General features: G+C 71.5%; 17 protein-coding genes and 1 pseudogene. 8 read left to right on the forward strand and 10 right to left on the reverse strand.

The annotated features are described in order from the left end of the window. Positions 1–144: 144 nt before the first annotated feature. Positions 145–1,095 (reverse strand): LysR family transcriptional regulator, encoded by a 951-nt coding sequence (locus tag ACI2K4_RS03160; protein ID WP_404508294.1) that lies wholly within the window; start codon positions 1,093–1,095, stop codon positions 145–147. 224 nt (positions 1,096–1,319) lie between these two features. Here ACI2K4_RS03160 and sthA point away from each other — a divergent pair, with 224 nt between their 5' ends. Beyond that, positions 1,320–2,723 carry a Si-specific NAD(P)(+) transhydrogenase gene (sthA, locus tag ACI2K4_RS03165; protein WP_404508295.1) on the forward strand — a complete coding sequence of 468 codons (1,404 nt, stop codon included), beginning with the start codon at positions 1,320–1,322 and terminating at the stop codon, positions 2,721–2,723. 19 nt (positions 2,724–2,742) lie between these two features. Here the strand turns inward: sthA and meaB are convergent, their stop codons facing one another. Genes meaB through ACI2K4_RS03180 form a run of 3 tightly spaced genes read right to left on the reverse strand, consistent with a single transcriptional unit; the run spans position 2,743 to position 7,810 of the window. After that, complete coding sequence (gene meaB, locus ACI2K4_RS03170) at positions 2,743–3,738, reverse strand: methylmalonyl Co-A mutase-associated GTPase MeaB (protein WP_404508297.1); 996 nt, start codon at positions 3,736–3,738, stop codon at positions 2,743–2,745. Then, the gene (gene scpA, locus ACI2K4_RS03175) at positions 3,735–5,951 is read right to left on the reverse strand and encodes a methylmalonyl-CoA mutase (RefSeq protein WP_404508299.1); all 2,217 of its coding nucleotides are present in this window, start codon (positions 5,949–5,951) and stop codon (positions 3,735–3,737) included. The genes meaB and scpA overlap by 4 nt, the downstream gene beginning before the upstream one ends. Beyond that, positions 5,951–7,810 (reverse strand): methylmalonyl-CoA mutase family protein, encoded by a 1,860-nt coding sequence (locus tag ACI2K4_RS03180; protein ID WP_404508301.1) that lies wholly within the window; start codon positions 7,808–7,810, stop codon positions 5,951–5,953. Before ACI2K4_RS03180 ends, scpA begins: the two co-directional genes overlap by 1 nt. Positions 7,811–8,160: 350 nt before the next feature. Between ACI2K4_RS03180 and ACI2K4_RS03185 the strand changes: the two genes are divergently transcribed. Together ACI2K4_RS03185 and ACI2K4_RS03190 are read left to right on the forward strand one after the other, a co-directional pair. Continuing rightward, positions 8,161–9,027, forward strand: a complete 867-nt coding sequence (locus ACI2K4_RS03185) for an alpha/beta hydrolase (RefSeq protein WP_404508302.1) — start codon at positions 8,161–8,163, stop codon at positions 9,025–9,027. 181 nt (positions 9,028–9,208) lie between these two features. Further along, positions 9,209–10,255: a poly(3-hydroxybutyrate) depolymerase gene (locus ACI2K4_RS03190; protein ID WP_404508306.1), complete on the forward strand. Its 1,047-nt coding sequence runs from the start codon at positions 9,209–9,211 to the stop codon at positions 10,253–10,255. 13 nt (positions 10,256–10,268) lie between these two features. Here the strand turns inward: ACI2K4_RS03190 and ACI2K4_RS03195 are convergent. Next, positions 10,269–10,790 (reverse strand): annotated as a pseudogene (locus ACI2K4_RS03195) (hypothetical protein); the annotation flags it as partial. 145 nt (positions 10,791–10,935) lie between these two features. Here ACI2K4_RS03195 and ACI2K4_RS03200 point away from each other — a divergent pair. From ACI2K4_RS03200 to ACI2K4_RS03215, 4 genes are all read left to right on the forward strand, one after another. Further along, the gene (locus ACI2K4_RS03200; RefSeq protein ID WP_404508308.1) at positions 10,936–11,832 is read left to right on the forward strand and encodes an ABC transporter ATP-binding protein; all 897 of its coding nucleotides are present in this window, start codon (positions 10,936–10,938) and stop codon (positions 11,830–11,832) included. A gap of 139 nt (positions 11,833–11,971) precedes the next feature. Further along, positions 11,972–12,988: an aliphatic sulfonate ABC transporter substrate-binding protein gene (locus tag ACI2K4_RS03205; RefSeq protein WP_404508309.1), complete on the forward strand. Its 1,017-nt coding sequence runs from the start codon at positions 11,972–11,974 to the stop codon at positions 12,986–12,988. Between the two features lie 128 nt (positions 12,989–13,116). Then, the gene (locus ACI2K4_RS03210) at positions 13,117–13,956 is read left to right on the forward strand and encodes an ABC transporter permease (RefSeq protein ID WP_404508311.1); all 840 of its coding nucleotides are present in this window, start codon (positions 13,117–13,119) and stop codon (positions 13,954–13,956) included. Positions 13,957–14,063: 107 nt separating this feature from the next. After that, positions 14,064–15,311 carry an esterase-like activity of phytase family protein gene (locus ACI2K4_RS03215; RefSeq protein ID WP_404508313.1) on the forward strand — a complete coding sequence of 416 codons (1,248 nt, stop codon included), beginning with the start codon at positions 14,064–14,066 and terminating at the stop codon, positions 15,309–15,311. A gap of 109 nt (positions 15,312–15,420) precedes the next feature. On the opposite strand, the gene ACI2K4_RS03220 is transcribed toward ACI2K4_RS03215, so the two are convergent. Next, complete coding sequence (locus ACI2K4_RS03220; protein ID WP_404508315.1) at positions 15,421–16,131, reverse strand: carbonic anhydrase; 711 nt, start codon at positions 16,129–16,131, stop codon at positions 15,421–15,423. A 289-nt stretch (positions 16,132–16,420) separates the two neighbouring features. Beyond that, positions 16,421–16,954: a TrmH family RNA methyltransferase gene (locus tag ACI2K4_RS03225; protein ID WP_404508317.1), complete on the reverse strand. Its 534-nt coding sequence runs from the start codon at positions 16,952–16,954 to the stop codon at positions 16,421–16,423. 262 nt (positions 16,955–17,216) lie between these two features. Here ACI2K4_RS03225 and ACI2K4_RS03230 point away from each other — a divergent pair, with 262 nt between their 5' ends. Further along, positions 17,217–18,209 (forward strand): endonuclease/exonuclease/phosphatase family protein, encoded by a 993-nt coding sequence (locus tag ACI2K4_RS03230; RefSeq protein WP_404508318.1) that lies wholly within the window; start codon positions 17,217–17,219, stop codon positions 18,207–18,209. A 75-nt stretch (positions 18,210–18,284) separates the two neighbouring features. On the opposite strand, the gene ACI2K4_RS03235 is transcribed toward ACI2K4_RS03230, so the two are convergent. The 3 genes from ACI2K4_RS03235 to ACI2K4_RS03245 form a co-directional block, all read right to left on the reverse strand. Further along, the gene (locus tag ACI2K4_RS03235; RefSeq protein WP_404508319.1) at positions 18,285–19,559 is read right to left on the reverse strand and encodes an enolase C-terminal domain-like protein; all 1,275 of its coding nucleotides are present in this window, start codon (positions 19,557–19,559) and stop codon (positions 18,285–18,287) included. A gap of 28 nt (positions 19,560–19,587) precedes the next feature. After that, positions 19,588–20,601: an NAD-dependent epimerase/dehydratase family protein gene (locus ACI2K4_RS03240; protein ID WP_404508320.1), complete on the reverse strand. Its 1,014-nt coding sequence runs from the start codon at positions 20,599–20,601 to the stop codon at positions 19,588–19,590. 122 nt (positions 20,602–20,723) lie between these two features. Then, positions 20,724–21,923: a M20 family metallopeptidase gene (locus ACI2K4_RS03245; RefSeq protein ID WP_404508322.1), complete on the reverse strand. Its 1,200-nt coding sequence runs from the start codon at positions 21,921–21,923 to the stop codon at positions 20,724–20,726. Positions 21,924–21,964: the final 41 nt, after the last annotated feature.

Genomic DNA, 21,964 nt, shown 5'->3' on the forward strand with positions numbered 1-21,964 from the left:
TCACGGCCCGGAATCGCCGTCGGTGCTCTTTCTTCGCGCCATTCCTGGTGCGGGAGTTCCGGGTCGCTCCGTGAACAGTTCCCAGCCTGCTCCGCGTACCGGATCGCCACAATGAGCAGTTCCCGAACGTACGATCGGCGTTGCCTATCGATCCGGGCCGGCGGCGTCGGCGACCAGGTCCACCGGGACCAGGTCGTCCAGGGCGCGTTGCAGGTCGAGGTCGGCCGCGACGTGCAGCAGCGCGCTGGCGACCAGCGGGGGCGGGTCGCGGTCGAGGACGACCAGCCCTACCGTGCTGGTGGCGGCGGGTTTGGCCAGCGGCAGCACCCGGGTTCCCGGTGGCACCCCGAGCAGGCCGAGCCACGCCTGCGGGATGACACTCGCCCACCGCCCGCTGCGTACGTGGGAACAGAGCGTCGAGACCGAGTTCGTTTCCATCCGGGGCGTCACGGTGACACCGGCCCGCCGGAACAGGCCGTCGAGAATGCGCCGGTTCTGCATGTCCGGGGTGAGTAGACAGAGCGGCAGTCCGGCCGCCTCGGCCCAGCCGACCTCGGACCGCCCGGCGAAGTCGCCGCTTTCGGGAGCGAGCAGTACGTAGCGTTCGGAGTAGAGCGGCACGGTCCGGAAACCCGCCGTCGGTTCGACCGGCAGGTAGGTCAGTCCCGCGTCGAGTTCGAAGTCGGTCAGTCGGCGCAGGATCTCGTCGGAGGTCAGCGACAGTACGGTGAGACTGGTGTCGGGGTGCCGGTCGCGGAACGGTCCGGTGAGCAGCGAGACCGGTGGCAGTGACGCCGGCACGGCACCGAGGCGCAGTTGCCCGCTCAAGCCCTGACGACTGGTCTGGCCGAACTCGTGCATGAGCTGGTCGCGGTCGGCGAGCAACCGTCGGCCCCAGGCCAGCAGCCGTTCGCCCTCGGGGGTCAGACCTTCGAAACGGTGTCCGCGACGGACCACGGCGACCCCGAACTCGGCCTCCAGCTTGCGGATGCCGTCGGAGAGCGTCGGTTGGCTGACCCAGCAGGCGGCCGCCGCGCGGCCGAAGTGACCCTCGCGGGCCAGGGCGCTGAGGTATTCCAGATGCCGCAGAAACACGTCTACCAACCCTCCGATGGCCATCCCCGTGGCCCGTAAGCATGGCGCACCCCATCACACCTAGCCTCCTAGGATGCGCTAGTCGGGGTGTGCCCGTCCACACCGGACGAATCGGATCACCGGCAGCGCCCTCGTCGGTGCCGCTGATCTCGATTGGGCCGCGAGCCGAGAGCTGTTCGCGTACGGCATGGGCAACCGAAACCTGATCTTGGAAGACTGTAGCGATGTATGACTTCGATCTACTCGTGCTCGGCTCCGGACCGGGCGGGCAGAAGGCGGCGGTCGCGGCGGCGAAGCTCGGCCGGCGGGTGGGCGTGGTCGAACGCGTCGACATGGTCGGCGGGGTGTGCATCAACACCGGGACGATCCCGTCGAAGACCCTGCGTGAGGCCGTGCTCTACCTGACCGGGCTGAGCCAGCGTGAGACGTACGGTCAGAGTTACCGGCTCAAGGACGACATCACGGTCGCCGACCTCGCCGCCCGTACCCAGCACGTGATCGGGCGGGAGATCGACGTCATCCGCAACCAGCTCTCCCGCAACCGGATCCGGCTGATCGGCGGCACCGGCCGGTTCACCGACCCGCACACGATCGCGGTCACCGACCACAACGGGCGCGAGTCGGCGGTCACCGCCGAGAAGGTCGTCATCGCGGTCGGCACCCGCCCGGCCCGGCCCGCCGGGGTCGCGTTCGACGAACGTACGGTGGTCGACTCCGACGGCATCCTCAACCTCGAACAGGTGCCCAACTCGATGGTCGTGGTCGGCGCCGGTGTCATCGGCATCGAGTACGCCTCGATGTTCGCCGCGCTGGGCACCAAGGTCACCGTGGTCGAGCGGCGCGACCGGATGCTCGACTTCTGCGACCTGGAGATCGTCGAGGCGTTGAAGTACCACCTGCGCGACCTCGCGGTCACCTTCCGGTTCGGGGAGGCGGTCGCCTCGGTCGAACGGCACCCGCGCGGCGCGATCGCGGTCCTGGAGAGCGGCAAGCGGATCGCCGCCGACACGGTGATGTACTCCGCCGGCCGCCAGGGCACCGCCGACCGGCTGGACCTGGAGCGGGCCGGGCTGAGTGCGGACAGCCGGGGCCGGATCAAGGTGGACGAGTGGTTCCGCACCGACGTGCCGCACATCTACGCGGTCGGTGATGTGATCGGGTTCCCGGCGCTCGCCTCGACCTCGATGGAGCAGGGCCGGCTGGCCGGACACCACGCCTGCGACGAGCCGGTACGCGAGCTGTCACGGCAGCAGCCGATCGGCATCTACTCGATCCCGGAGATCAGTTTCATCGGTCGGACCGAGGACGAACTCACCTCCGCCCGGGTGCCGTTCGAGGTGGGTGTGGCCCGCTACCGTGAGCTGGCCCGGGGGCAGATCGTCGGTGACTCGTACGGGATGTTGAAGCTGCTCGTGTCGCCGGCCGACGGGACCCTGCTCGGGGTGCACATCTTCGGCACCAACGCCACCGAGCTGGTGCACATCGGGCAGGCGGTGATGGGCTGCGGTGGCGGTGTCGACTATCTGGTCGACGCGGTGTTCAACTATCCGACGCTGGCCGAGGCGTACAAGGTCGCGGCTCTGGACGCGATGAACAAGCTGCGGCACATCGCCCAGTTGCCGCAGTGAGGCTCCGGTGGGAACCAGCTCAGGGCGGGTCGTTGAAGGCGGCGAGCAGTTGGTCGGCGGCGAGTGCCGGGGTGAGGGTGCCGTCGAGGACCCGGCGTTCCAGGTCCGGCGCGAGTGCGGTGACCGCCGGGTCGGCCCGTAGCCGGTCGAGCAGCGCCGAGCGGACCAGGTCCCAGAGCCAGCCGACCTGTTGGCGGCGTCGGCGGGCGTCGAGTTCGCCGCTGGCGCGGCGGGTCTCCTGGTGTGCGACGAGTTGTCGCCAGACCTCGGTCAGCCCGGTGCCCTCGCGGGCGCTACAGGTGAGCACGGGTGGTTGCCAGCCGCCGCCGTCGCCCGTACGCAGTAGTCGCAGGGCGCTGCCGAGTTCGCGGGCGGCGCCACGGGCCTCGGTGGCGTGCGGGCCGTCCGCCTTGTTGACCGCGATCACGTCGGCGAGTTCGAGCACGCCCTTCTTGATGCCCTGGAGTTGGTCGCCGGTGCGGGCGAGGGCGAGCAGCAGGAACGTGTCGACCATGTCGGCGACGGTGGTCTCGGACTGTCCGACGCCGACGGTTTCGACGATGACGACGTCGTAGCCGGCGGCCTCGACGACGACCATCGCCTCGCGGGTGGCCTGGGCGACGCCGCCGAGGGTGCCGGCGGTGGGGGAGGGACGGACGAAGGCGGCCGGGTCGGTGGCGAGTCGGGCCATCCGGGTCTTGTCGCCGAGAATGCTGCCGCCGGTGCGGGTGGAGGAGGGGTCGACGGCGAGTACGGCGACCCGGTGTCCGTCGGCGGTGAGTTGGCTGCCGAGCGCGTCGATGAAGGTGGACTTGCCGACGCCGGGCACCCCGGTCACCCCGATCCGGCGGGCGTTGCCGGCGTGCGGGGTGAGGGTGACCAGCAGTTGTTGGGCGAGTGCCCGGTGGTCGGGGCGGCGGGACTCGACCAGGGTGATCGCGCGGGCGATCCAGGCCGGGGTGCCGGCGAGTACGCCCTTGGCGTACTCGCCGACGTCGGGGGCGGGTCGGGTCATGTGCTGGGCGCCGGGTGACCGAGCCGGCCGGAGAGCTCGGTGAGCAGGTCGAGGGCGGCGTCGGCGATGACGGTTCCGGGCGGGAAGATGGCGGCGGCTCCGGCGGCCCGGAGGGCGTCGAAGTCCTGCGGGGGGATGACTCCGCCCACGATGATCATGATGTCCTGGCGGCCGTGCGCGGCGAGTTCGTCGCGTAGCGCGGGGACCAGGGTGAGGTGCCCGGCGGCCAGGGAGTTGACGCCGACGATGTGCACGTCGGCCTCGACGGCCTGGCGGGCGACCTCGGCCGGGGTCTGGAACAGGGGGCCGACGTCGACGTCGAAGCCGAGGTCGGCGAAGGCGGTGGCGATGACCTTCTGGCCCCGGTCGTGTCCGTCCTGACCCATCTTGGCGACGAGGATGCGGGGTTGGCGTCCCTCGGCGGCGGCGAAGGCGGCGGTCGCGGCGCGGGCCTGTTCGATGGTGCTGTCCGGGCCGGCTTCGTCGCGGTACACCCCTGATATGGTACGGATCTGGGCCGCGTGCCGGCCGTAGACCTGCTCGAGGGCGTCGGAGATCTCCCCGACGGTGGCCTTGGCGCGGGCGGCGTCGACGGCGAGCGCGAGCAGGTTCCGCGACAGGTCGCCCTGGGTGCTGGTGTCGGTGCTGGCCGCCGCGTCGCGCAGGGCGTCGAGCGCGGCCGCCCAGGCGACGGGGTCCCGTTCGGCGCGCAGGCGGCTGAGCTTGTCGATCTGTTCGGCGCGTACGGCGGTGTTGTCGACCCGGAGTACGTCGATCGCCTCGTCGGCGGTGGGCCGGTAGGTGTTGACGCCGATGACGGGTTGGCGGCCGGAGTCGATCCGGGCCTGGGTGCGGGCCGCCGCCTCTTCGATCCGGAGCTTCGGGATGCCCTGGTCGATGGCCTGGGCCATGCCGCCGGCGGCTTCGACCTCCTGGATGTGCTGCCAGGCGCGGGTGGCGAGGTCGTGGGTGAGGCGTTCGACGTACGCGCTGCCGCCCCACGGGTCGATGACGCCGGTGGTGCCGGATTCCTGGGCGATGACGAGTTGGGTGTTGCGGGCGATGCGGGCGGAGAAGTCGGTGGGCAGGGCCAGTGCCTCGTCGAGCGCGTTGGTGTGCAGGGACTGGGTGTGGCCCTGGGTGGCGGCCATCGCCTCGACGCAGGTGCGTACGACGTTGTTGTAGACGTCCTGGGCGGTCAGTGACCAGCCGGAGGTCTGGCAGTGGGTGCGCAGGCTCGACGACTTGGGGTTCTTCGGCTCGAACTCGCGCAGCAGCTTGGCCCAGAGCAGGCGGGCGGCGCGGAGTTTCGCGACCTCCATGAAGAAGTTCATGCCGATCGCCCAGAAGAACGACAGCCGGGGGGCGAACGCGTCGATGTCGAGTCCGGCGGCCCGGCCGGCACGGAGGTATTCGATGCCGTCGGCGAGGGTGTAGGCGAGTTCGAGGTCGGCGGTGGCCCCGGCTTCCTGGATGTGGTAGCCGGAGATGGAGATCGAGTTGAACCGGGGCATCCGGGTGGAGGTGTAGGCGAAGATGTCGGAGATGATCCGCATCGACGGCCCGGGTGGGTAGATGTAGGTGTTGCGGACCATGAACTCTTTGAGGATGTCGTTCTGGATGGTCCCGGAGAGTTGTTCGGGGCTGACGCCCTGTTCCTCGGCGGCGACGATGTAGAGCGCCAGGACCGGCAGGACGGCGCCGTTCATGGTCATCGACACGCTCATCCGGTCGAGCGGGATCCCGTCGAACAGCTCCCGCATGTCGTAGATGGAGTCGATGGCCACCCCGGCCATGCCGACGTCGCCGGTGACCCGGGGGTGGTCGGAGTCGTAGCCCCGGTGGGTCGGCAGGTCGAAGGCGACCGACAGTCCCTTCTGACCGGCGGCGAGGTTGCGCCGGTAGAAGGCGTTGGACTGTTGGGCGGTGGAGAATCCGGCGTACTGGCGGATCGTCCACGGCTGGGTGGTGTACATGGTCGGGTACGGTCCGCGCAGGAACGGCGCGATGCCGGGCAGGGTGTCGAGGAAGTCCAGGCCGGTCAGGTCGTTCGCGGTGTAGAGCGGGGCGACGCTGATCCCCTCCGGTGTCTCCCAGGCGAGTTTGTCCGGGTCCACGCCGGTCTGGTCGCGTACCATCGCCCGCCACCGGTCGAGGTCGACTCCGCCCGGGTCGGGTTCGCCGAGTTCGATGTCGGTGAAGTCGGGAATCATCACGCCACCCCCAGGTCACGTAGCGTCGTTTCGAGTACCCGCACCGCGTCGCAGCCGGTGTACAGGTAGGAGTCCACGTGGTCGTACCCGGCCGGTCGGCCGGCGACCCAGACCCGTCGTGCGCCGGCCGCGGCGAGGGCCGCCGCCACCGGTTCGGCGAGTGTGCCGTACGCCTTGTCGGTGCCGCAGACGCAGGCGACGGTGGCGCCGCTGGCGGTGAACGCGGCGGCGATCTCGGTCGGGTCGGTCCCGGCGCCGCCTCGGGTGGTGGCGACTCCACCGGTGGCGAAGAGGTTCGCGGCGAAGCTGGCCCGCCCGGTGTGGGCGGCGATCGGACCGAGGGTGGCGAGGAAGACGGTCGGCGTGGTGCCGGTGGCCGTGGTGTGGGCGTCGGAGCGGTCCCGGAGGGTTTCGAACCGTTCGGCGTACCGGTGTCGGGGCAGCCCGCCGGTCGGCGGCGCCGGTGCCGGTGGGCGTTCCGGTCGGACCTCGTCGAGGAGGGGGAACTCGCTCACCCCGGTGATCGGGTCGCGCCGGTGGTCGATGTTGTCCGTACGTCGCTGCCAGGTGGCGGCGAGCCGGTCGGCGACCAGACCGCCGTGCAGTGCCGAGGCGAGTCCGCCGGCGCGTTCGATGTCGACGAACCAGGTCCACGCGGCCCGGGCCAGTTCCTCGGTGAGCCGCTCGACGTACCAGGAGCCGCCGGCGGGGTCGATCACCCGGCCGATGTTCGCCTCGGCCAGCAGCAGTGACTGGGTGTTGCGGGCGATCCGGCGGCTGAACCCGTCGGGGAGGCCGAGTCGGGCGTCGAACGGTTGCACGGTGACGGCGTCGGCCCCGCCGACCCCGGCGGCGAAGCAGGCGAGGGTGGTACGGAGCATGTTCACCCACGGGTCGCGGGCGGTCATCATCGCCGACGAGGTGACGGCGTGCTGGTGTTGCGCGCCCGCGTCGGGTACGCCGCAGACCTGTGCCACCCGCGCCCAGACCCGTCGTGCGGCCCGGAGTTTGGCGATGGTGAGGAACTGGTCGGCGGTGGCGGCGTACCGGAACTCCAACTGTCCGAGGGCGGTGGCCGGATCGAGCCCCTGGTCGGTCAGCGCCCGCAGGTAGGCGACCCCGGCGGCGACCGCGCAGCCGAGTTCCTCGGCGTCGCTGGCACCGGCGTCGTGGTAGACGGTGGCGTCGACGGTGATCGCCCGTAGCCGGGGGTGGTCGGTGGCGCACCGGGTGGCGAGTGCGGCGGTCGGGCGGAGGTCGGCGGCCTCGCCGGTGCGGGCCTGCCAGCCCAGCGGGTCGGCGCCGAGGCTTCCGTTGAGTTCGCGCGGGTCGACCTTCGGGTTGGCGGCGGCCAGGGCGAACAGCGCGGTGGCGGCCTGCTCGGTCGCCGGTCCGGCGTCGAGGACCAGCCCGGCCACGTCGAGGTAGACCCCGTCGAGCACGGCGGGCAGGGCGGCCGGGTCGAGTCCGCCCGGTGGCAGCGCCAGCCAGATCGAGGTGACGCCGTTCTCCAGGTCGGCGAGGATCGCCTCCCGGGTGGTGGTGGGGTTCGGGTCGGCGTGCCGTTGGCGTACGTCCCAGCCGGCGCCGAGGGTGCCGGTCGGCTGCCCGCCCCGGGTGAACGGTGCTGTCCCGGGCGGGGTGGCCGGGGGGAGGGCGTCGGCGGCGGTGTAGAGCGGGGTCACTCGGATGCCGTCGTACGTCGTCCGCGCGAGCAGGTCGTCGACGGCTTCGGCGGGGGTGTCCTCGTCCGCGACACCGCTCTTGCGCAGCACCGCGAGCGCCAGTTCGCGCCACTGGGCCGGTGTTGTGGGCGGGAAGTCAGCGGCCAGGCTCGGCTCGGCTGGTAACCGGGTCATGAACGGAGACTAGGCGCTTTGGTTCTCGGTCCGCTCACCGGTGGGTGTCCGAACGGTGACGTATCGATCACGGTGCCAGTGCTACTGGTCGGTGTCGCACTGGCCGCTTCCGTCCGGGCCGGATCCGGACAGGGAGCATCTGACCAGCCAGAAGTGCACTTCCGGTACGGGCCGTGGCGGCGGGACGGCGGGACGGCTGGTCGACCGGTGAGGTTGGGTGGGTCCGTCGGTGGGCTTGGTAGTTCTGCCGGTGGGTTGGTTGTTCCGTCCGTGGGGTTGGCTGGTCTGTCGGCGGGTAACCGCCCCGGGCGTGTGCATACCCCGTCCGCCGTCACGGCCAGGAGGAGATCATGAGCAGCAGCCCCGCCGATCGCAGCTCGGCCGACACCATCGTGCTGATCCACGGGCTGTGGATGACGCCGCGCAGTTGGGAGCAGTGGGTCGAGCACTACAGCCGGGCCGGTTTCCGGGTGCTGGCCCCGGCCTGGCCCGGGATGGACGGCGAGGTCGAGCAACTCCGGCGGAATCCGGCGCCGATCGCGAAACTCAACGTCACCCGGATCATCGACCACTACGACCGGATCATCCGGGACCTGGACCGCCCGCCGATCATCATGGGCCACTCCTTCGGTGGGGCGTTCGCCCAGGTGCTGGCGGACCGGGGACTCGGCGGGGCGACGGTGGTGATCGACTCGGCCGCGGTGAAGGGCGTCTACCGGCTGCCGCTGTCGACGCTCCGGTCCGCCTGGCCGATCCTGCGCAGCCTGGGCAACCGGCGCAAGGCCGTACCGCTGAGTCCGGACCAGTTCCACTATGCCTTCACCAACACCCTCAGCCGGGAGGAGTCCAACCGGATCTACGGGCGTTACCACGTGCCCGCTGCCGGGGGAGTGCTGTTCGAGGGGGCGATGGCGAACTTCAACCCCCGCTCGGCGCTGCGGGTCAACTTCGCCAACAGCGACCGGGCGCCGCTGCTGTTCATCGCCGGTGGTGCCGACCATGTCTGCCCGGCGGTGTTGAACAAGTCCAACGCGGGCCGCTACCGGCGGTCGCGGGCCATCACCGGTTACCACGGGTATCCCGGCCGGACACACTTCACCCTGGGGCAGCCGGGCTGGCAGGAGGTCGCCGACTACGCCCTGGAGTGGGCGGTCGAGGCGACCGCGACGCACAAGCCCGACTACCAGCGCCAGCCGGCGCCGGTCGCCGGCCAGTGACGACGACGCCCTGACCTCCGACGGCCCGACCCGCTGCCGCGAGGTCGGGCCGTGGCGTCCGGCCACACTGGTACGCATCGAACCATGTCACCGGAAAGGGTGTTGTCTCCCGGCGCGCCCCTCCTAGCCTCGGTGCACGCCGTGCCCCAACCGTCGGCGTCTTCGGCCAGGAGGGCGTCCCATGAGGTTCCTCGCACGTACCGTCGCCGCCACCGCCGCGACCCTTCTGCTCCTCGCCACCGCCACCGCCACCGCAGCCGCTCCGGCCCAGGCGGGGGTCAACCCGTACACGAAGGTGCCGGTGGCCGGCTCGCTCGGGACGTACCAGGTCTCCGGGGTGTACGTCGCCGGGGTCTCCTCCGGTGGTTACCTGGCCACCCAGATGCAGGTGGCCTACTCCGGCAGGATCAAGGGGGCGGCGGTCTTCGCCGCCGGGCCGTACTACTGCGCCCAGAACAACGTCAGCCAGGCGCTGTACGGATGTGCCGACAACAGCCTGCCGACGTACCTGACCAACCTCCAGGCGTACACCCGCACCTGGGCCGGTTACGGCTGGGTCGACCCGGTCAGCCGGCTCTCCGGCCAGCCGGTGTACGTCTACCACGGCAACAACGACACCGCGATCAAGAAGTCGGTCACCGACGACCTGGTCCGCTACTACCAGCACTTCGGGGCGAGCGTGCAGTACGACAGCGGTTCGTCGGCCGGGCACGCCTGGGTCACCCCGTACGGCACCGGGGCCTGCGCGGCGACGGTGTCCCCGTTCCTCAACGACTGCGGCACCGACCCGCAGAACACCTTCCTGCGCAAGCTGCTCGGCACGGTCGCCGCGCCGAACCCCGGCCCGCTCGGTGGCACGTTGACCAGCTTCAACCAGAACACGTTCGCGGTGAACGGGTACGCCGCCGGGCTGAGCATGGGCGCGACCGGGTTCGCGTACGTGCCGTCGACCTGCGCGTCCGGGCAGTCCTGCCGGTTGCTGGTGGCGCTGCACGGCTGCCAGCAGGGCTACAACAGCGTGGGTACGGCTTTCGTGGACCGGGCCAACCTCAACCAGTACGCCGACACCAACCGGCTGATCGTGCTCTACCCGCAGGCGACGGCGTCGGCGGTGAACCCGAACGGGTGCTGGGACTGGTGGGGGTACCTGGGCAGCACCGCGTACCCGATCAAGGGTGGGTTGCAGTTGGAGACGGTGATGAACATGGTGCGCCGGCTCGGCGGCTGACGCGGGTTCGCGCCCGTTCCGGGTAACCGATCCCGGCCAGGTCCTCGGCGAGGTCGTCCGTTGTCAGGTCGGCGCTCAGGCGTCGCACCAACTCGTCGGTGAGCGGACGCAGCGCGAAGACCTCGCCGACCGCGTCGACGTCCACGGCTGTCTCGTAGTAGTCCTCGGCAAAGCGTTGGTACGCCGCCGGGGTGCCCTCCACCAGCACCTCGAACAGCCGGTTGGCACCGTCCGGGTCATCACCGTCCGGGAAGTCGATAACTCCGGCGTGCCACCGGTCGTCGCCGTACCGCCGCCACAGGCAGACCGTCGCCTCCAGCGTGCCCTCGAAGCTGAACGCCGGCTCGTCGACGCAGGCGGCAAAGACCTCCGGCACGGTGTCGACCAGCCCGGGCCACAGTTCGTCGTAGTTGCCGGCGGGGCTCATCGGCGACTCGTGGTCGAAGCCCCGGACGAACGCGCCGGCCGGCGAGAACACGATCGACCACGCGTTGCCGGACCCGTTCCGCATGGACGCCATCTGTTCGTCCGGCGCAGGCGTGGTCTCGCGGACTCACCCCGGAACCCGACTTCAAGTCTGCTCAACCGATAGGAAATGTCGGTAAGGTGTGTCGGTCAGGTTCGGCACCCGGGCGAATCCGGTGCCGACGGATACGTCGTCGGGCGCCAGGGAGGCCGGAGTGTCGATCGTGGAGCGAGCGCCACGAGCCGCAGGCCGGACGCCGGCCACCCGGCCCGCACCGGTACGGCTGGACCGGGTCGGCCGCACCTTCGGCGGCGGCACCGCCGCCCGTACCGTCCTGCGCGACATCAGCCTCGACGTCGCCGCCGGTGAGGTCGTCGCCCTGCTCGGCCCCTCCGGCTGCGGCAAGTCCACCCTGCTGCGCCTCGTCGCCGGGCTCGACCGGGCCACCGGGGGACTGGTCGAGGTGGACGGGCGACCGGTACGCGGAATCGAGTCGCGTACCGCCGTGGTCTTCCAGGAACCCCGCCTGCTGCCGTGGCGGACCCTGGCCCGCAACGTCGCCTTCGGGCTGCCCGCCGGTGTCGAGCGCGCCGAGGCCCGGGCCGAGGTGGACCGCCTGCTCGCCGTCGTCGGGCTGGCCGAGTTCGCCGGACACCGCCCTCGCCAGGTCTCCGGCGGCATGGCTCAGCGCACCGCGCTGGCCCGGGCGCTGGCCCGCCGACCGGGGGTGCTGCTGCTCGACGAGCCGTTCGCCGCCCTGGACGCGTTGACCCGTTTGCGGATGCAGGACCTGGTCGACGACGTGCAACGGGCTACCGGAGCCACCGTCCTGCTGGTCACCCACGACGTCGACGAGGCACTGCGCCTCGCCGACCGGATCGTGCTGCTCGGTCCGGCGCGACCCGGGGGATCCGATCCGGGTTCGACGATCCAACTGGTCGTCGACGTGCCGTCGGTACGCCCACGGGACCGGGCCGACCCCGTTCTGACCGGACTGCGCGGCGAGCTGCTCGACCGCCTCGGGGTACCGCGACGTACCCCGGCGACCTCTGCCGACGTGGCCGCCCGGACGGGCCTCGAGCCTGCGGACGTGGCCGCGCAGACGCCCTGAGCCCGCGTCGACCGGGCCGCGTCGACTGGGCCGCGTCGACCGGGCCGCGTCGGCGGGAAGGCCCTTAGGCCACCCGCCACCGGCGACCACCAGCACCCGGCCCGTCCGGGCACCATCCGACCGTCCGAAGGGATCTGCTGTGCGAAAGACCATCCGTGTCCCGGTCCGGGCCGCGCTCACGCTGGCCGCGATGGCGGGGCTGCTGACCGGCTGCGTCGCCGGTGAGGACTCGGGATCGAAGGCCACCGACGGGTCGACGGTCGCGCTGCGGCTCGACTACGCCTACTGGAACCCGGAGAGCCTCGTGCTGCGGGACCAGAAGTGGCTGGAGACCGACCTAGCCGCCAAGGGGGTCACGGTGAGCTGGCAGCTCTCCGCCGGCAGCAACAAGGCCAACGAGAACCTGCGCGCGGCGGTGATCGACATTGGTTCGACCGCCGGGGTGGCGGCGCTGGTCGCCCGCGCGAACGGGTCGCCGATCAAGACCGTCGAGGTCTTCAGCCAGCCGGAGTGGGCCGCCATCGTGGTGGCCAAGGGTTCCCCGGTCACGTCGGTCGCCCAGCTCAAGGGGCGCAAGATTGCCGCGACGAAGGGCACCGACCCGTACTTCTTCCTGCTCCAGGCGCTCGACGGGGCCGGACTGTCGCCGTCGGACGTCTCGGTGGTCAACCTTCAGCACGCCGACGGCAAGACCGCGCTGGAACGCGGTGACGTCGACGCCTGGGCCGGGCTCGACCCGCACATGGCGCAGAGCCAGGTCGACGCCGGGTCGAAGCTGATCTACCGCAACCTCGACTTCAACACCTACGGCGTGCTCAACGCCCGGGAGGAGTTCATCGCCGCCCATCCCGAGCTGGTGCAGGCGGTGGTCGACGCGTACGAGCGGGCCCGGGCCTGGCTGACCGAGCACCCGGACCAGGCGGTGGAGCTGCTGGCCCGGGAATCGAAGGTCTCCGCCGAGGTGGCCCGGGTCGTGCTCGCCGAACGGACCCGGCTCGCCGTCGATCCCGTACCGGGACCGGCGCAGCGGCAGGTCTTCGAGCGGGTGCTGCCGATCCTGGTCGCCGACGGCAACGTACGCAGTGACGCCGAGGCCCGTGCCGCCCTCGACACGCTGTTCGAGCCCCGGTTCGCCCAGTCGCGGGCCAAGCCGTGACGCTGGCAGCCGAGCATGGCGCGGATGGAACGGATGGCACGGGTGGCGCGGGTTTCGCAGGTGGCACAGGTTTCGGAGGTGGCGCAGGTGGCGCGGGTGGCGCGGGTGGCGTGATTGGCGTGGGTGGCGTGATTGGGGGTGAAGCGGACCGGGCCGGGCCGCTGCCACCACCGGAGCGGTCCGGGTCCGGACCAGCCAATTCCGGGACGCGCCGCCGCCGGCGGCTGCTGCACGCCGCCGCCGGTCTGCCGGTGCCGCTCGCCGTACTCGCGATCTGGCAGGCGGTGGTCGCGGCGGAGATCTACTCCCCGGCGCAACTGCCGCCGCCGTACGACGTGTTGCTGGCCCTGCGCGAACTGCTGGCTCGGGGCGAACTGTGGCACCACGTCGCGATCAGCAGCCAGCGGGTGGTGATCGGGTTCCTCGTCGGCAGCGGCGCCGGCCTGGCCCTGGGTGGCCTGGTCGGGCTCTCGCCGTTGCTGCGGGTGCTGCTCGGCCCAACCGTGCAGGCGCTGCGGGCGATTCCGTCGCTGGCCTGGGTGCCGCTGCTGCTGCTCTGGCTCGGCATCGGCGAAACCCCCAAGGTCGTGCTGGTCGCGATCGGCGCCTTCTTCCCGGTCTACACCACGGTCGCGTCCGCACTGGCGCACGTCGACCCGCACTTCGTCGAGGTCGGCCGGGCGTACGGCCGCAGCGGCGTACGACTGCTCGGTACGGTGCTGCTGCCGGCCGCGACACCGCCGGTGCTCGCCGGCCTGCGCCTGGCGTTGGCCCAGTCGTGGCTGTTCCTGGTCGCCGCCGAGCTGATCGCCTCCTCGATGGGGCTGGGGTTCCTGCTGATCGACAGCCAGAACACCGGCCGCACCGACGTGATCCTGCTCGCCATCCTGCTGCTCGCGTTGCTCGGCAAGCTCAGCGACACCCTGCTCGCCGTGGCCGAGCGGCGACTGCTCGCCAACCGCACCTGACCCAGGCGTTAGGAAGGGCCCCTTCCTATACAGAAAGCGATAACAAGGGGCCCTTCCTTACCCCGGTGGACAGGCGGTGTTCAGGTGGGACGCCTACCGTGCCGGCCATGACAGCTACCGCTCGACGGCTCGGGCTCGGCCTCGGAATCGGCGCGTTGACGCTCGCCGTACTCGCCGTGCCCACCGCCGCGGCCAACCTCATCGGGGCCGACCGTACCGAGGTCAACCTCACCGGGCAGGGTGGACCGGCGAAGCCGTTCCGCCAGGCCACGCTCACCAACTTTGCCTCACTTCCGGCCCTGACCTGGGTCCCGGGCAGCGAGCCGTCCGGCTCACTGCTCGGCACCGCCCCGGTCAACGGGGTCACCGCACCCTTCGCCGACCAGCCGGTGCAGGGCTTCAGTGGCGTACAGCGCAACGCCGACGGCACCTTCGACGTGCTCTCCGACAACGGCTTCGGTAACAAGGCCAACAGCGCGGACTTCGTGCTGCGGATCCAGCGGGTCGCGCCGAACTTCGGCACCGGCGGCGTCGACGTACTCGGCGGCCTGAGCCTGACCGACCCGAACAAGTTCGTGCCGTTCCCGCTGACCCGGGCCGACCGGGTGCTGACCGGCGCCGACTTCGACGTCGAGTCGATGGTGCGCGGCAAGGACGGTTCGTACTGGCTCGGTGACGAGTTCGGCCCGTACCTGCTCCACTTCGACCGGGCTGGCCGCCTGCTCCAGGCGCCGGTGCCGCTGCCCGGCGTCCGGGCCCCGGAGAACCCGGAGGGTCAGCCGAACCTGCCCAGCAGCAAGGGCTTCGAGGGCATGGCGCTCTCCCCGGACGGCCGCTCGCTCTACCCGCTGCTGGAGGGCACCGTCGCCGGTGACCCGGCCGGAGCGTTGCGGCTCTACCAGTTCGACCTGGTCGCCGGCCGTTACACCGGGGCGACGTGGACCTACCAGCTCGACTCGCCGAACCACGCCATCGGTGACGCGATCAGCGTCGACAACAACCGGATGCTGGTCATCGAACGCGACGGCGGCGAGGGTGCCGGTGCCCTGGTCAAGAAGGTCTACCTGATCGACCGGCGGGACCGGGACCGGGACGGCAAGGTCGACAAGACCCTGGTCGCGGACCTGCTGAACATCGCCAACCCGCACAACATCGGCGGGTTCGGGCCGGTGTTCCGGTTCCCGTTCACCACCATCGAGGGCCTGGTCGTGCTCGACGACCGGACGCTCGGCGTCCTCAACGACAACAACTTCCCGTCGTCGAACGGACGTACCCCGGGCCAGCCGGACAACAACGAGTTCATCACCATCCGGCTGAGCGCGCCCCTGGACGCGGACAAGCGCATCCTGCCGTAACCGGCGGTCGTACCGACAAGAACGAGGTGCCCCGGTCCGCTCGACGCGGACCGGGGCACCTTGCCGTCCGGACCCGGGGGGAGCCGGGCCGGCCGGTGGCCGGGTGGGCTCAGCCGAGCAGGGTCACCTTGCCGTTGTCGAGGTCGTAGCGGGCGCCGACGACGCCCAGGGTGCCCGCGTGCACCTTCTCCCGGACGATCTCGCTGTGGTCGAGCAGGTACTGGACCTGGGCGAGCACGTTGGCCCGTACGCCCGCCTCGACCACGTCACCGGGACCGCCGATCAGGGGCTCGACGATCGGGCGCAGCGCCGCCACGATGCTGCCGATGTGCCCCGGGGCCTCGCCGCCGTGCTCGATGGCGTCCACGGTGGCGGTGATGGCGCCGCACCGCTCGTGGCCGAGGACCACGATCAGCGGCACCCCGAACTCCTCGATGGCGAACTCGATGCTGCCCAGCATCAGGTCGTCGACGACGTTGCCGGCGACCCGGTTGTCGAACAGGTCACCCAGGCCCTGGTCGAACAGGAGCTCCGGCGCGACCCGGGAGTCGGCGCAGCCGAGCGTGATCGCGAACGGGTGCTGGCCGTTCGCCAGTTCCCGCAGGTCCTTCATGCTCTGGTGTGGGTGCCGGGCGTCACCCTTGTAGAAGCGCTTGTTGCCCGCGACGAGGCGGTTGAGCGCGGTGGTGGGGGTCGGTGCCGGCGGCTCGGCAGGCTGGGCGGCGGCCGGGGTGGCGATTGCCAGCACACCGGCGGCGCCGGCGGCGGTGAGCCCGCCCGCAGCCAGCAGCGAGCGGCGGGAAACGGTCTGCTGAGACAAGGGGTGTCTCCTCGTGGTGGGTGGAACGGGAAAGAGGATGGGATCCGCCGGATGGTGGTGCCCGCGACCGGCGGAACCTCGCCGATACTGCGCCTACCGGCTGACACGCGAAACCCCGATTCGGTACGGGTGACCGGGGCGGTCGAGGCGACCTGCGCAAAGACAAACAGTCAACAACCGGACAGTGATCTGGACAACGGCCCGGCTCGTCATTCCGGGTGGACGGACACCGCGCACCGCACCGCCCCGCGGACTCGGAGCCCAGGTGCACGGTGGGTACGTTCCGCGATCAGGTGAGTCCGGCGAGTTTGTAGAGCACCAGCGAGCCGGCCACCGCCACGTTCAGGCTCAACCCGGTGCCGACCATCGGGATCTCGACCACGGTGTCGAGCAGGTCCAGCGCCTCCGGCGGGATGCCGTCCGCCTCGTGCCCGAGCAGCACGACCGTACGGCGGCGGGCGGGCGGCAGGTCGGCCAACCGGACCGCCTCCTCGGCCAACTCCACCCCGAGGATGTGCGAGCCGGAGGCGCGTTCGGCGGCCAGCCAGCGCAACGGGTTGCCGACCCGGTGCACACAGGTCGGCCGGCGTAGCGTGTTGCCTCGTTGCAGGGCCCGGTCCACCCAGCCGAACGGCGGCACCGCCAGGCAGGCGCCGACCGCGTCGCAGGTACGTAACAGGGTGCCGAGGTTCGCCTCGTGCAGCGGCCAGAGCGGGGCGGCGATCAGATGGCCCCAGCAGCGGTGCGCTCGGGGGCGGCGGGCCGCGCGCAGGTCGGCCCGGGATCGGATCCGGACGCTCGGGCCCGGCTGGGCCGGGCTCACGCGATGCTGGCGGTTCCGCCAGTTCGGTTGTCGTTCACGGGAAACGTGCTTCGCGGCGCACGCGGGCCATCGACGGTGAGGCACTGACCCCCCGAGCATACCGGTGCCGGACCGGACCGGGACGGTGCGCGTCGGCGCTGCCGCAAGGGTGGGGCAGCGGTCGAGGGCGAAGCGGGCGATGGGCTATTTTGGGCCGGATCTCACCCGCCGCGGGTGCGGCATCGACGGCGTTACCGCCGGTGACGGACGGATTGGCGTACGGATGACTTCCTCCCCGAGGCGCTCGTGGCACCGCGCGATCCGGTCCGTCGCCGTGCTCGCGGTGCTGCTGATGGCGGCGGTGCTCGGCGGAGACGCGTTCGTCCGGTCGGACCGGTCGGCGGTGGGCGTGGACCCGGTGGCCGAGGTCCATACCTTCTGCCCCGGGGCGGGACCTGGCCCCTGCGCCGAACTGGGCGGGCTCGGCGGTGCCGCGTACGACCAGGTGGCCGGTTCGGACGTGTCGGGGCCGCCCGGCACCCCTCCGGCCAGCGTCTTGCAGCTCAACCTCTGCAACAGCGGGTTCGCCGGCTGCTACCCGGCGCTGAACAAGGGCCGGGCGGTGGAGGAGGCGTACTCGGTCATCACCGAACTCCGTCCGCAGATCGTGACGCTCAACGAGATCTGCCGCGACGACGTGGCGAACCTGCACCCGGCGATGGCCGGGGATTTCCCCGACGACCACGTCTTCTGGGCGTTCCAGCCGGCGGCCGAACTCGTCGACGTGTCGCGACCCTACCGGTGCCGCAACGGTGACCGGTACGGCATCGGAATCCTCGGCCGGGTGCCCGTCGCCCGGTGGGCCGGCGTGTCGGTGTTCAACGGGCTCTACCCCGACCAGGGTGGCAGCCCGGACGAGTCGCGGGTCTGGCTCTGCGTCGCGGCGCTCGGAAACTACCAGGCCTGCACCACCCACCTGACCTTCATCGCCGGGTCGATCGCGCTGGCGCAGTGCCGGCGACTGTTCGACGTGGAGATACCGGCGATGCGGGCGACGCTCGGCCCGACCGCTCCGGTGGTGGTCGGCGGTGACTTCAACCTGCGCGAGGGCGGGTCGCCGGACATCCGGGCCTGCGTCCCGACCGGTTACCGGCGGATCGGGGACGGCAACGTCCAGCAGTTCGTGGTCAGCGACGGTCTGCCGATCGCGCGGACCAGGGCGTACCCGATGCGCCGCACCGACCACGCCGGCTGGTTCGTCACCTTCGGCCGTTGAGCGGTGGCTGGTTGGTCACCTTCGGCCGTTGAGCGGCGGTTGGTTCGTCACCTTGGATCGATGAGCGCCGGCCGGTCAGGGGGCCTCGATGCCGCCGTCCGGACGACGTACCCGGGCCGACCAGCGTTCGTGCAGGTGGGTCTCTGGCGGATACTTCGCCGCCACCCGCTCGTCGAGCTCGATGCCCCAGCCCGGGGCGTCGTTCGGGTAGAGGTAGCCGTTGCGGGCCACCAGCGTGCCGGGGAAGACCTCGCGGGCGGCGTCGTCGTACTCGTGTCCCTCCTGGATGCCGAACGCGGGTGTGGTCACGTCCAGGGCCACGTTCGCCGCCGCCCCGATCGGCGACACGTCCGCCGGGGCGTGCCAGGCCGTCTTCACCCCGGTCAGCTCGCAGAGCGCCACCAGCTTGCGGGTCGGGGTCAGGCCACCGACCGCGGTGATGTGCAGCCGCAGCAGGTCGACACCGCCGCCGAGGACCAGCCGGGCGGCGTCCGCGACCGAGCTGACCTGTTCGCCGACCGCGATCGGCACCGGTGACTCGGCGCGGATCTGGGGCAGCCGGTCGTACTCCTCGGGCGCGATCACATCTTCGAGGAAGAACAGCCGGTACGGCTCCAGCGCGCGCGCCAACAGCACCACCTGCTTCGCGGTGAGTCGACTGTGCACGTCGTGCAGCAACTCGACCTCGTCGCCGAGCGCGCTACGGGCGGCGGCGAAGAGCGCCGGTGTGGTGCGCAGGTACTGCTGGACGTCCCAGCCGTCCGGGTACGGCTGCCCCGGGTAGCCGCCACCGACCCCGGCGGCGCCGTACGCGCCCAGGCCGGGCTGGCCCACCTGGAGACGTACGTGCCGGTAGCCGGCGGCCATGATCTCCCGGGCCTGGTCCAGGGTCTCGTCCACGGTCGCGCCACCGGCGTGCAGGTAACACTGGGCGGCGGTGCGGACCCGCCCGCCGAGCAGTTCGTAGACCGGCATCCCGGCCCGCTTGCCGGCGATGTCCCACAGTGCCAGGTCCACCCCGGCCAGGGCGTTGTTCGTCACCGGCCCGTTACGCCAGTACGACGAGAAGTGGACCATCCGGAAGATGTCCTCGATGTCGGCCGGGTGTCGGCCGATCAGCATCGGCGCCACGTGCCGCTCGATCGTGGCGACCACGGCGGCGAAGCGCTGGGTGAAGGTGGCGCAGCCGAGACCGTACAGTCCGGGTTCGTTGGTGTCGATCCGGACCACCACCAGCGGCGGTCCCTCGGGTGCGGTGACGATCGCCCGTACCCCGGTGATCCGCAACCCGTCGCGGGCCGGCCACGGAGCCTGGGTCTCGGGCAGTACGGGCAGCTCGACTTCGGTCATCGGTCCTCTTCGGCTCGCTGGGGGACGGTCACGGGGCCGGGTCGGCCAGGAACCGGTGTTCCGGCTGGAAGCCGAGCAGCTCCCGGGCGGCCTGGGTGTCGATCAGCGAGCGACGGCCGGGCAGGTCCGCGCGTCGGGGCACATCCGGGTGATAGCGGTCGAGCAGTTCGGCGGTGGGGAAGGGGGCGAGGGTGTCGTCGGCGGCGACAAAAACCACGTGTGCCCCGGGGCCGGGGCGGGTCAGCCCGAGCCAGCAGGCCCGGGCCGCGTCGCGTACGTCCAGGTAGCTCCAGAGGTCACGGGCGCCGACCCCCGGGTCCTCGGCGAGTTCGGCGGCCCGGTGGGCCAGCCGGTCGTCGTGGTGGCCGACAAACGGCAGCCGCAGTGCGACGATGCAGCCGCCGTGCCGGCGCGCCATCATCTCGACGGTCGCCTCGTCGGCCTGCTTGCCCAGCGCGTACGCGTCGGTGACCTGCAACGGCAGCCGCTCGTCGACCGGCACGTAGGCGGGGTGCAACTCGACCTCCGCCCAGGGCAGGCCGGTGACGGAGAAGCTGGAGGCGACCACCGTCCGCCGTACCCCGGCCAGCCCGGCCTGCTCCAGGACGGCGAAGGTCGCCCGGGTGTTGCGGGTGAAGACGCCCTGCGGGGTGTCCAGGGTGGGCGCCGGGATCGCGGCGAGATGCACCACGGCGTCCACCCCGACCAGCGCCGACCGGACCGTCTCCGGGTCACCGGCGTCACCGGTCACCACCCGGTCGGCCGGCAGGTCGGCAACCCGGTCGTCGGCCTCGTCGTTGCCCCGGTTGTCGGTTTGGTTGTCGGTTCGGTTGTCGGTTCGGTCGTCGATTCGGTTGTCGGTTTGGTTGTCGGTTCGGTTGTCGGTTCGGTTGTCGGGCAGGTCGTCGGTTCGGTCGTCGGTTTTGTCGAGGACGAGCGCGGTCGCCGGTACGCCCCGGGCGGCGAGGTCGGCCAGGACCGCCCGGCCGATCAGACCGGCGGCGCCGGTCACCAGGACCCGTCGTGGAGCTGAGCTGGTCACGTCTGTGCTGTCTCCCGGTGTACGCGGTGCGAGAACGGCGCGGTTCGTGTCGCCCGGAGCGGCCGCTGCCCCGCTCGGTCGGAGCTGGTGTCGCCCGGCGTCGGGTGCGTCCGCCGGCCCGCTCAGCCGGTGGTCGTCGCGGCGAGCCGCCGGACGGCGAGTTCGGCCAGCAGCGCGGCCCCGTCGGCGAGTACGCCGTCGTCGAACGCGGCCCGGGGCGAGTGGTTGCTCGGTGCCGACTTCGGGTCGTCGGTGACGCAGGCGCCGAGGAAGACGTACGCGCCCGGCACCCGGTCCAGCACCCGGGAGAAGTCCTCCGAGCCGGTCATCGGGTCGGCCAGGTCGGCGAACCGGTCGTCGCCGAAGACGTCGCGTACGGTCGCGGCCGCGAAGGCGTGTTCAACCGTGTCGTTGACCGTCGCCGGGTACTCCTGCTCGTACCGGACCTCGACCCGCATCCCGTGTGCGGCGGCGATGTGCTCGCACAGGGCCACCGCGTACTCGCCGGCCTGCGCGCTGGTGGCGGAGGAGAAGCTGCGTACGGTCGCCTCGAAGCTCGCGTCGTCGGGGATGATGTTGCGGCGGGTGCCGGCGTGGAACACGCCCACGGTCAGCACCACCGGGTCGAACACGTTGAACCGGCGGGTGACCATCGCCTGTAGGGCGGTGACCATCTCGGCGGCGACCGGGATCGGGTCGAGGGTGTGGTACGGGGTGGATCCGTGTCCGCCGGCCCCGACGACGCGCACGAAGAGTCCCGCCGACGCTGCCATCAGCGGCCCCGGGCGGGACGAGAAGACACCGCGCGCCAGGGTGCCGGCGAGCACGTGCAGCCCGTACGCGGCGTCGACCGGGCGACCGGCGGCGGTCAGCACCCCCTCGGAGATCATCGCCCCGGCACCGTCGAAGCCCTCCTCGCCGGGCTGGAACATGAAGACCACGTCACCGGCGAGTTCGTCGCGCCGCGCGCTGAGCAGTCGGGCGGCGCCGACCAGGCCGGCGGTGTGCAGGTCGTGGCCGCAGGCGTGCATCACCCCGTCGTGGCGGGAGGTGAAGGGCAGCCCGGTGGCCTCGGTGACCGGCAGCGCGTCCATGTCGCCCCGGAGCAGTACCGCCGGTCCCGGGCGGCCACCGCGCAGCACGGCGGTGACCGAGGAGAGACCGGTCCCGGTGGTGATCTCCAGCGGCAGCGGGCCGAGCGCGGCCAGCACCCGTTCCTGGGTACGCGGCAGGTCGAGGCCGATCTCCGGAATCTGGTGCAGCTCCCGGCGCAGCAGCGCCAACTCGTCCTGGATCGCCGCTGCGTCCTCGCGTAGGCCCATCTTTCCTCCCCAATCGCACCGCCCGGGCACCCCGCGTCCAG

It is taken from the genome of Micromonospora sp. NPDC050397, from assembly GCF_044901685.1.
Classification (GTDB): domain Bacteria; phylum Actinomycetota; class Actinomycetes; order Mycobacteriales; family Micromonosporaceae; genus Micromonospora_G.

Bases quoted from the DNA above. Each gene is read 5' to 3' on its own strand.
- sthA (WP_404508295.1), top strand. From the start codon at position 1,320: ATGTATGACTTCGATCTACTCGTGCTCGGCTCCGGACCGGGCGGGCAG.
- meaB (WP_404508297.1), bottom strand. From the start codon at position 3,738: ATGACCCGACCCGCCCCCGACGTCGGCGAGTACGCCAAGGGCGTACTC.
- scpA (WP_404508299.1), bottom strand. From the start codon at position 5,951: ATGATTCCCGACTTCACCGACATCGAACTCGGCGAACCCGACCCGGGC.
- ACI2K4_RS03180 (WP_404508301.1), bottom strand. From the start codon at position 7,810: ATGACCCGGTTACCAGCCGAGCCGAGCCTGGCCGCTGACTTCCCGCCC.
- ACI2K4_RS03185 (WP_404508302.1), top strand. From the start codon at position 8,161: ATGAGCAGCAGCCCCGCCGATCGCAGCTCGGCCGACACCATCGTGCTG.
- ACI2K4_RS03190 (WP_404508306.1), top strand. From the start codon at position 9,209: ATGAGGTTCCTCGCACGTACCGTCGCCGCCACCGCCGCGACCCTTCTG.
- ACI2K4_RS03215 (WP_404508313.1), top strand. From the start codon at position 14,064: ATGACAGCTACCGCTCGACGGCTCGGGCTCGGCCTCGGAATCGGCGCG.
- ACI2K4_RS03230 (WP_404508318.1), top strand. From the start codon at position 17,217: ATGACTTCCTCCCCGAGGCGCTCGTGGCACCGCGCGATCCGGTCCGTC.
- ACI2K4_RS03235 (WP_404508319.1), bottom strand. From the start codon at position 19,559: ATGACCGAAGTCGAGCTGCCCGTACTGCCCGAGACCCAGGCTCCGTGG.
- ACI2K4_RS03245 (WP_404508322.1), bottom strand. From the start codon at position 21,923: ATGGGCCTACGCGAGGACGCAGCGGCGATCCAGGACGAGTTGGCGCTG.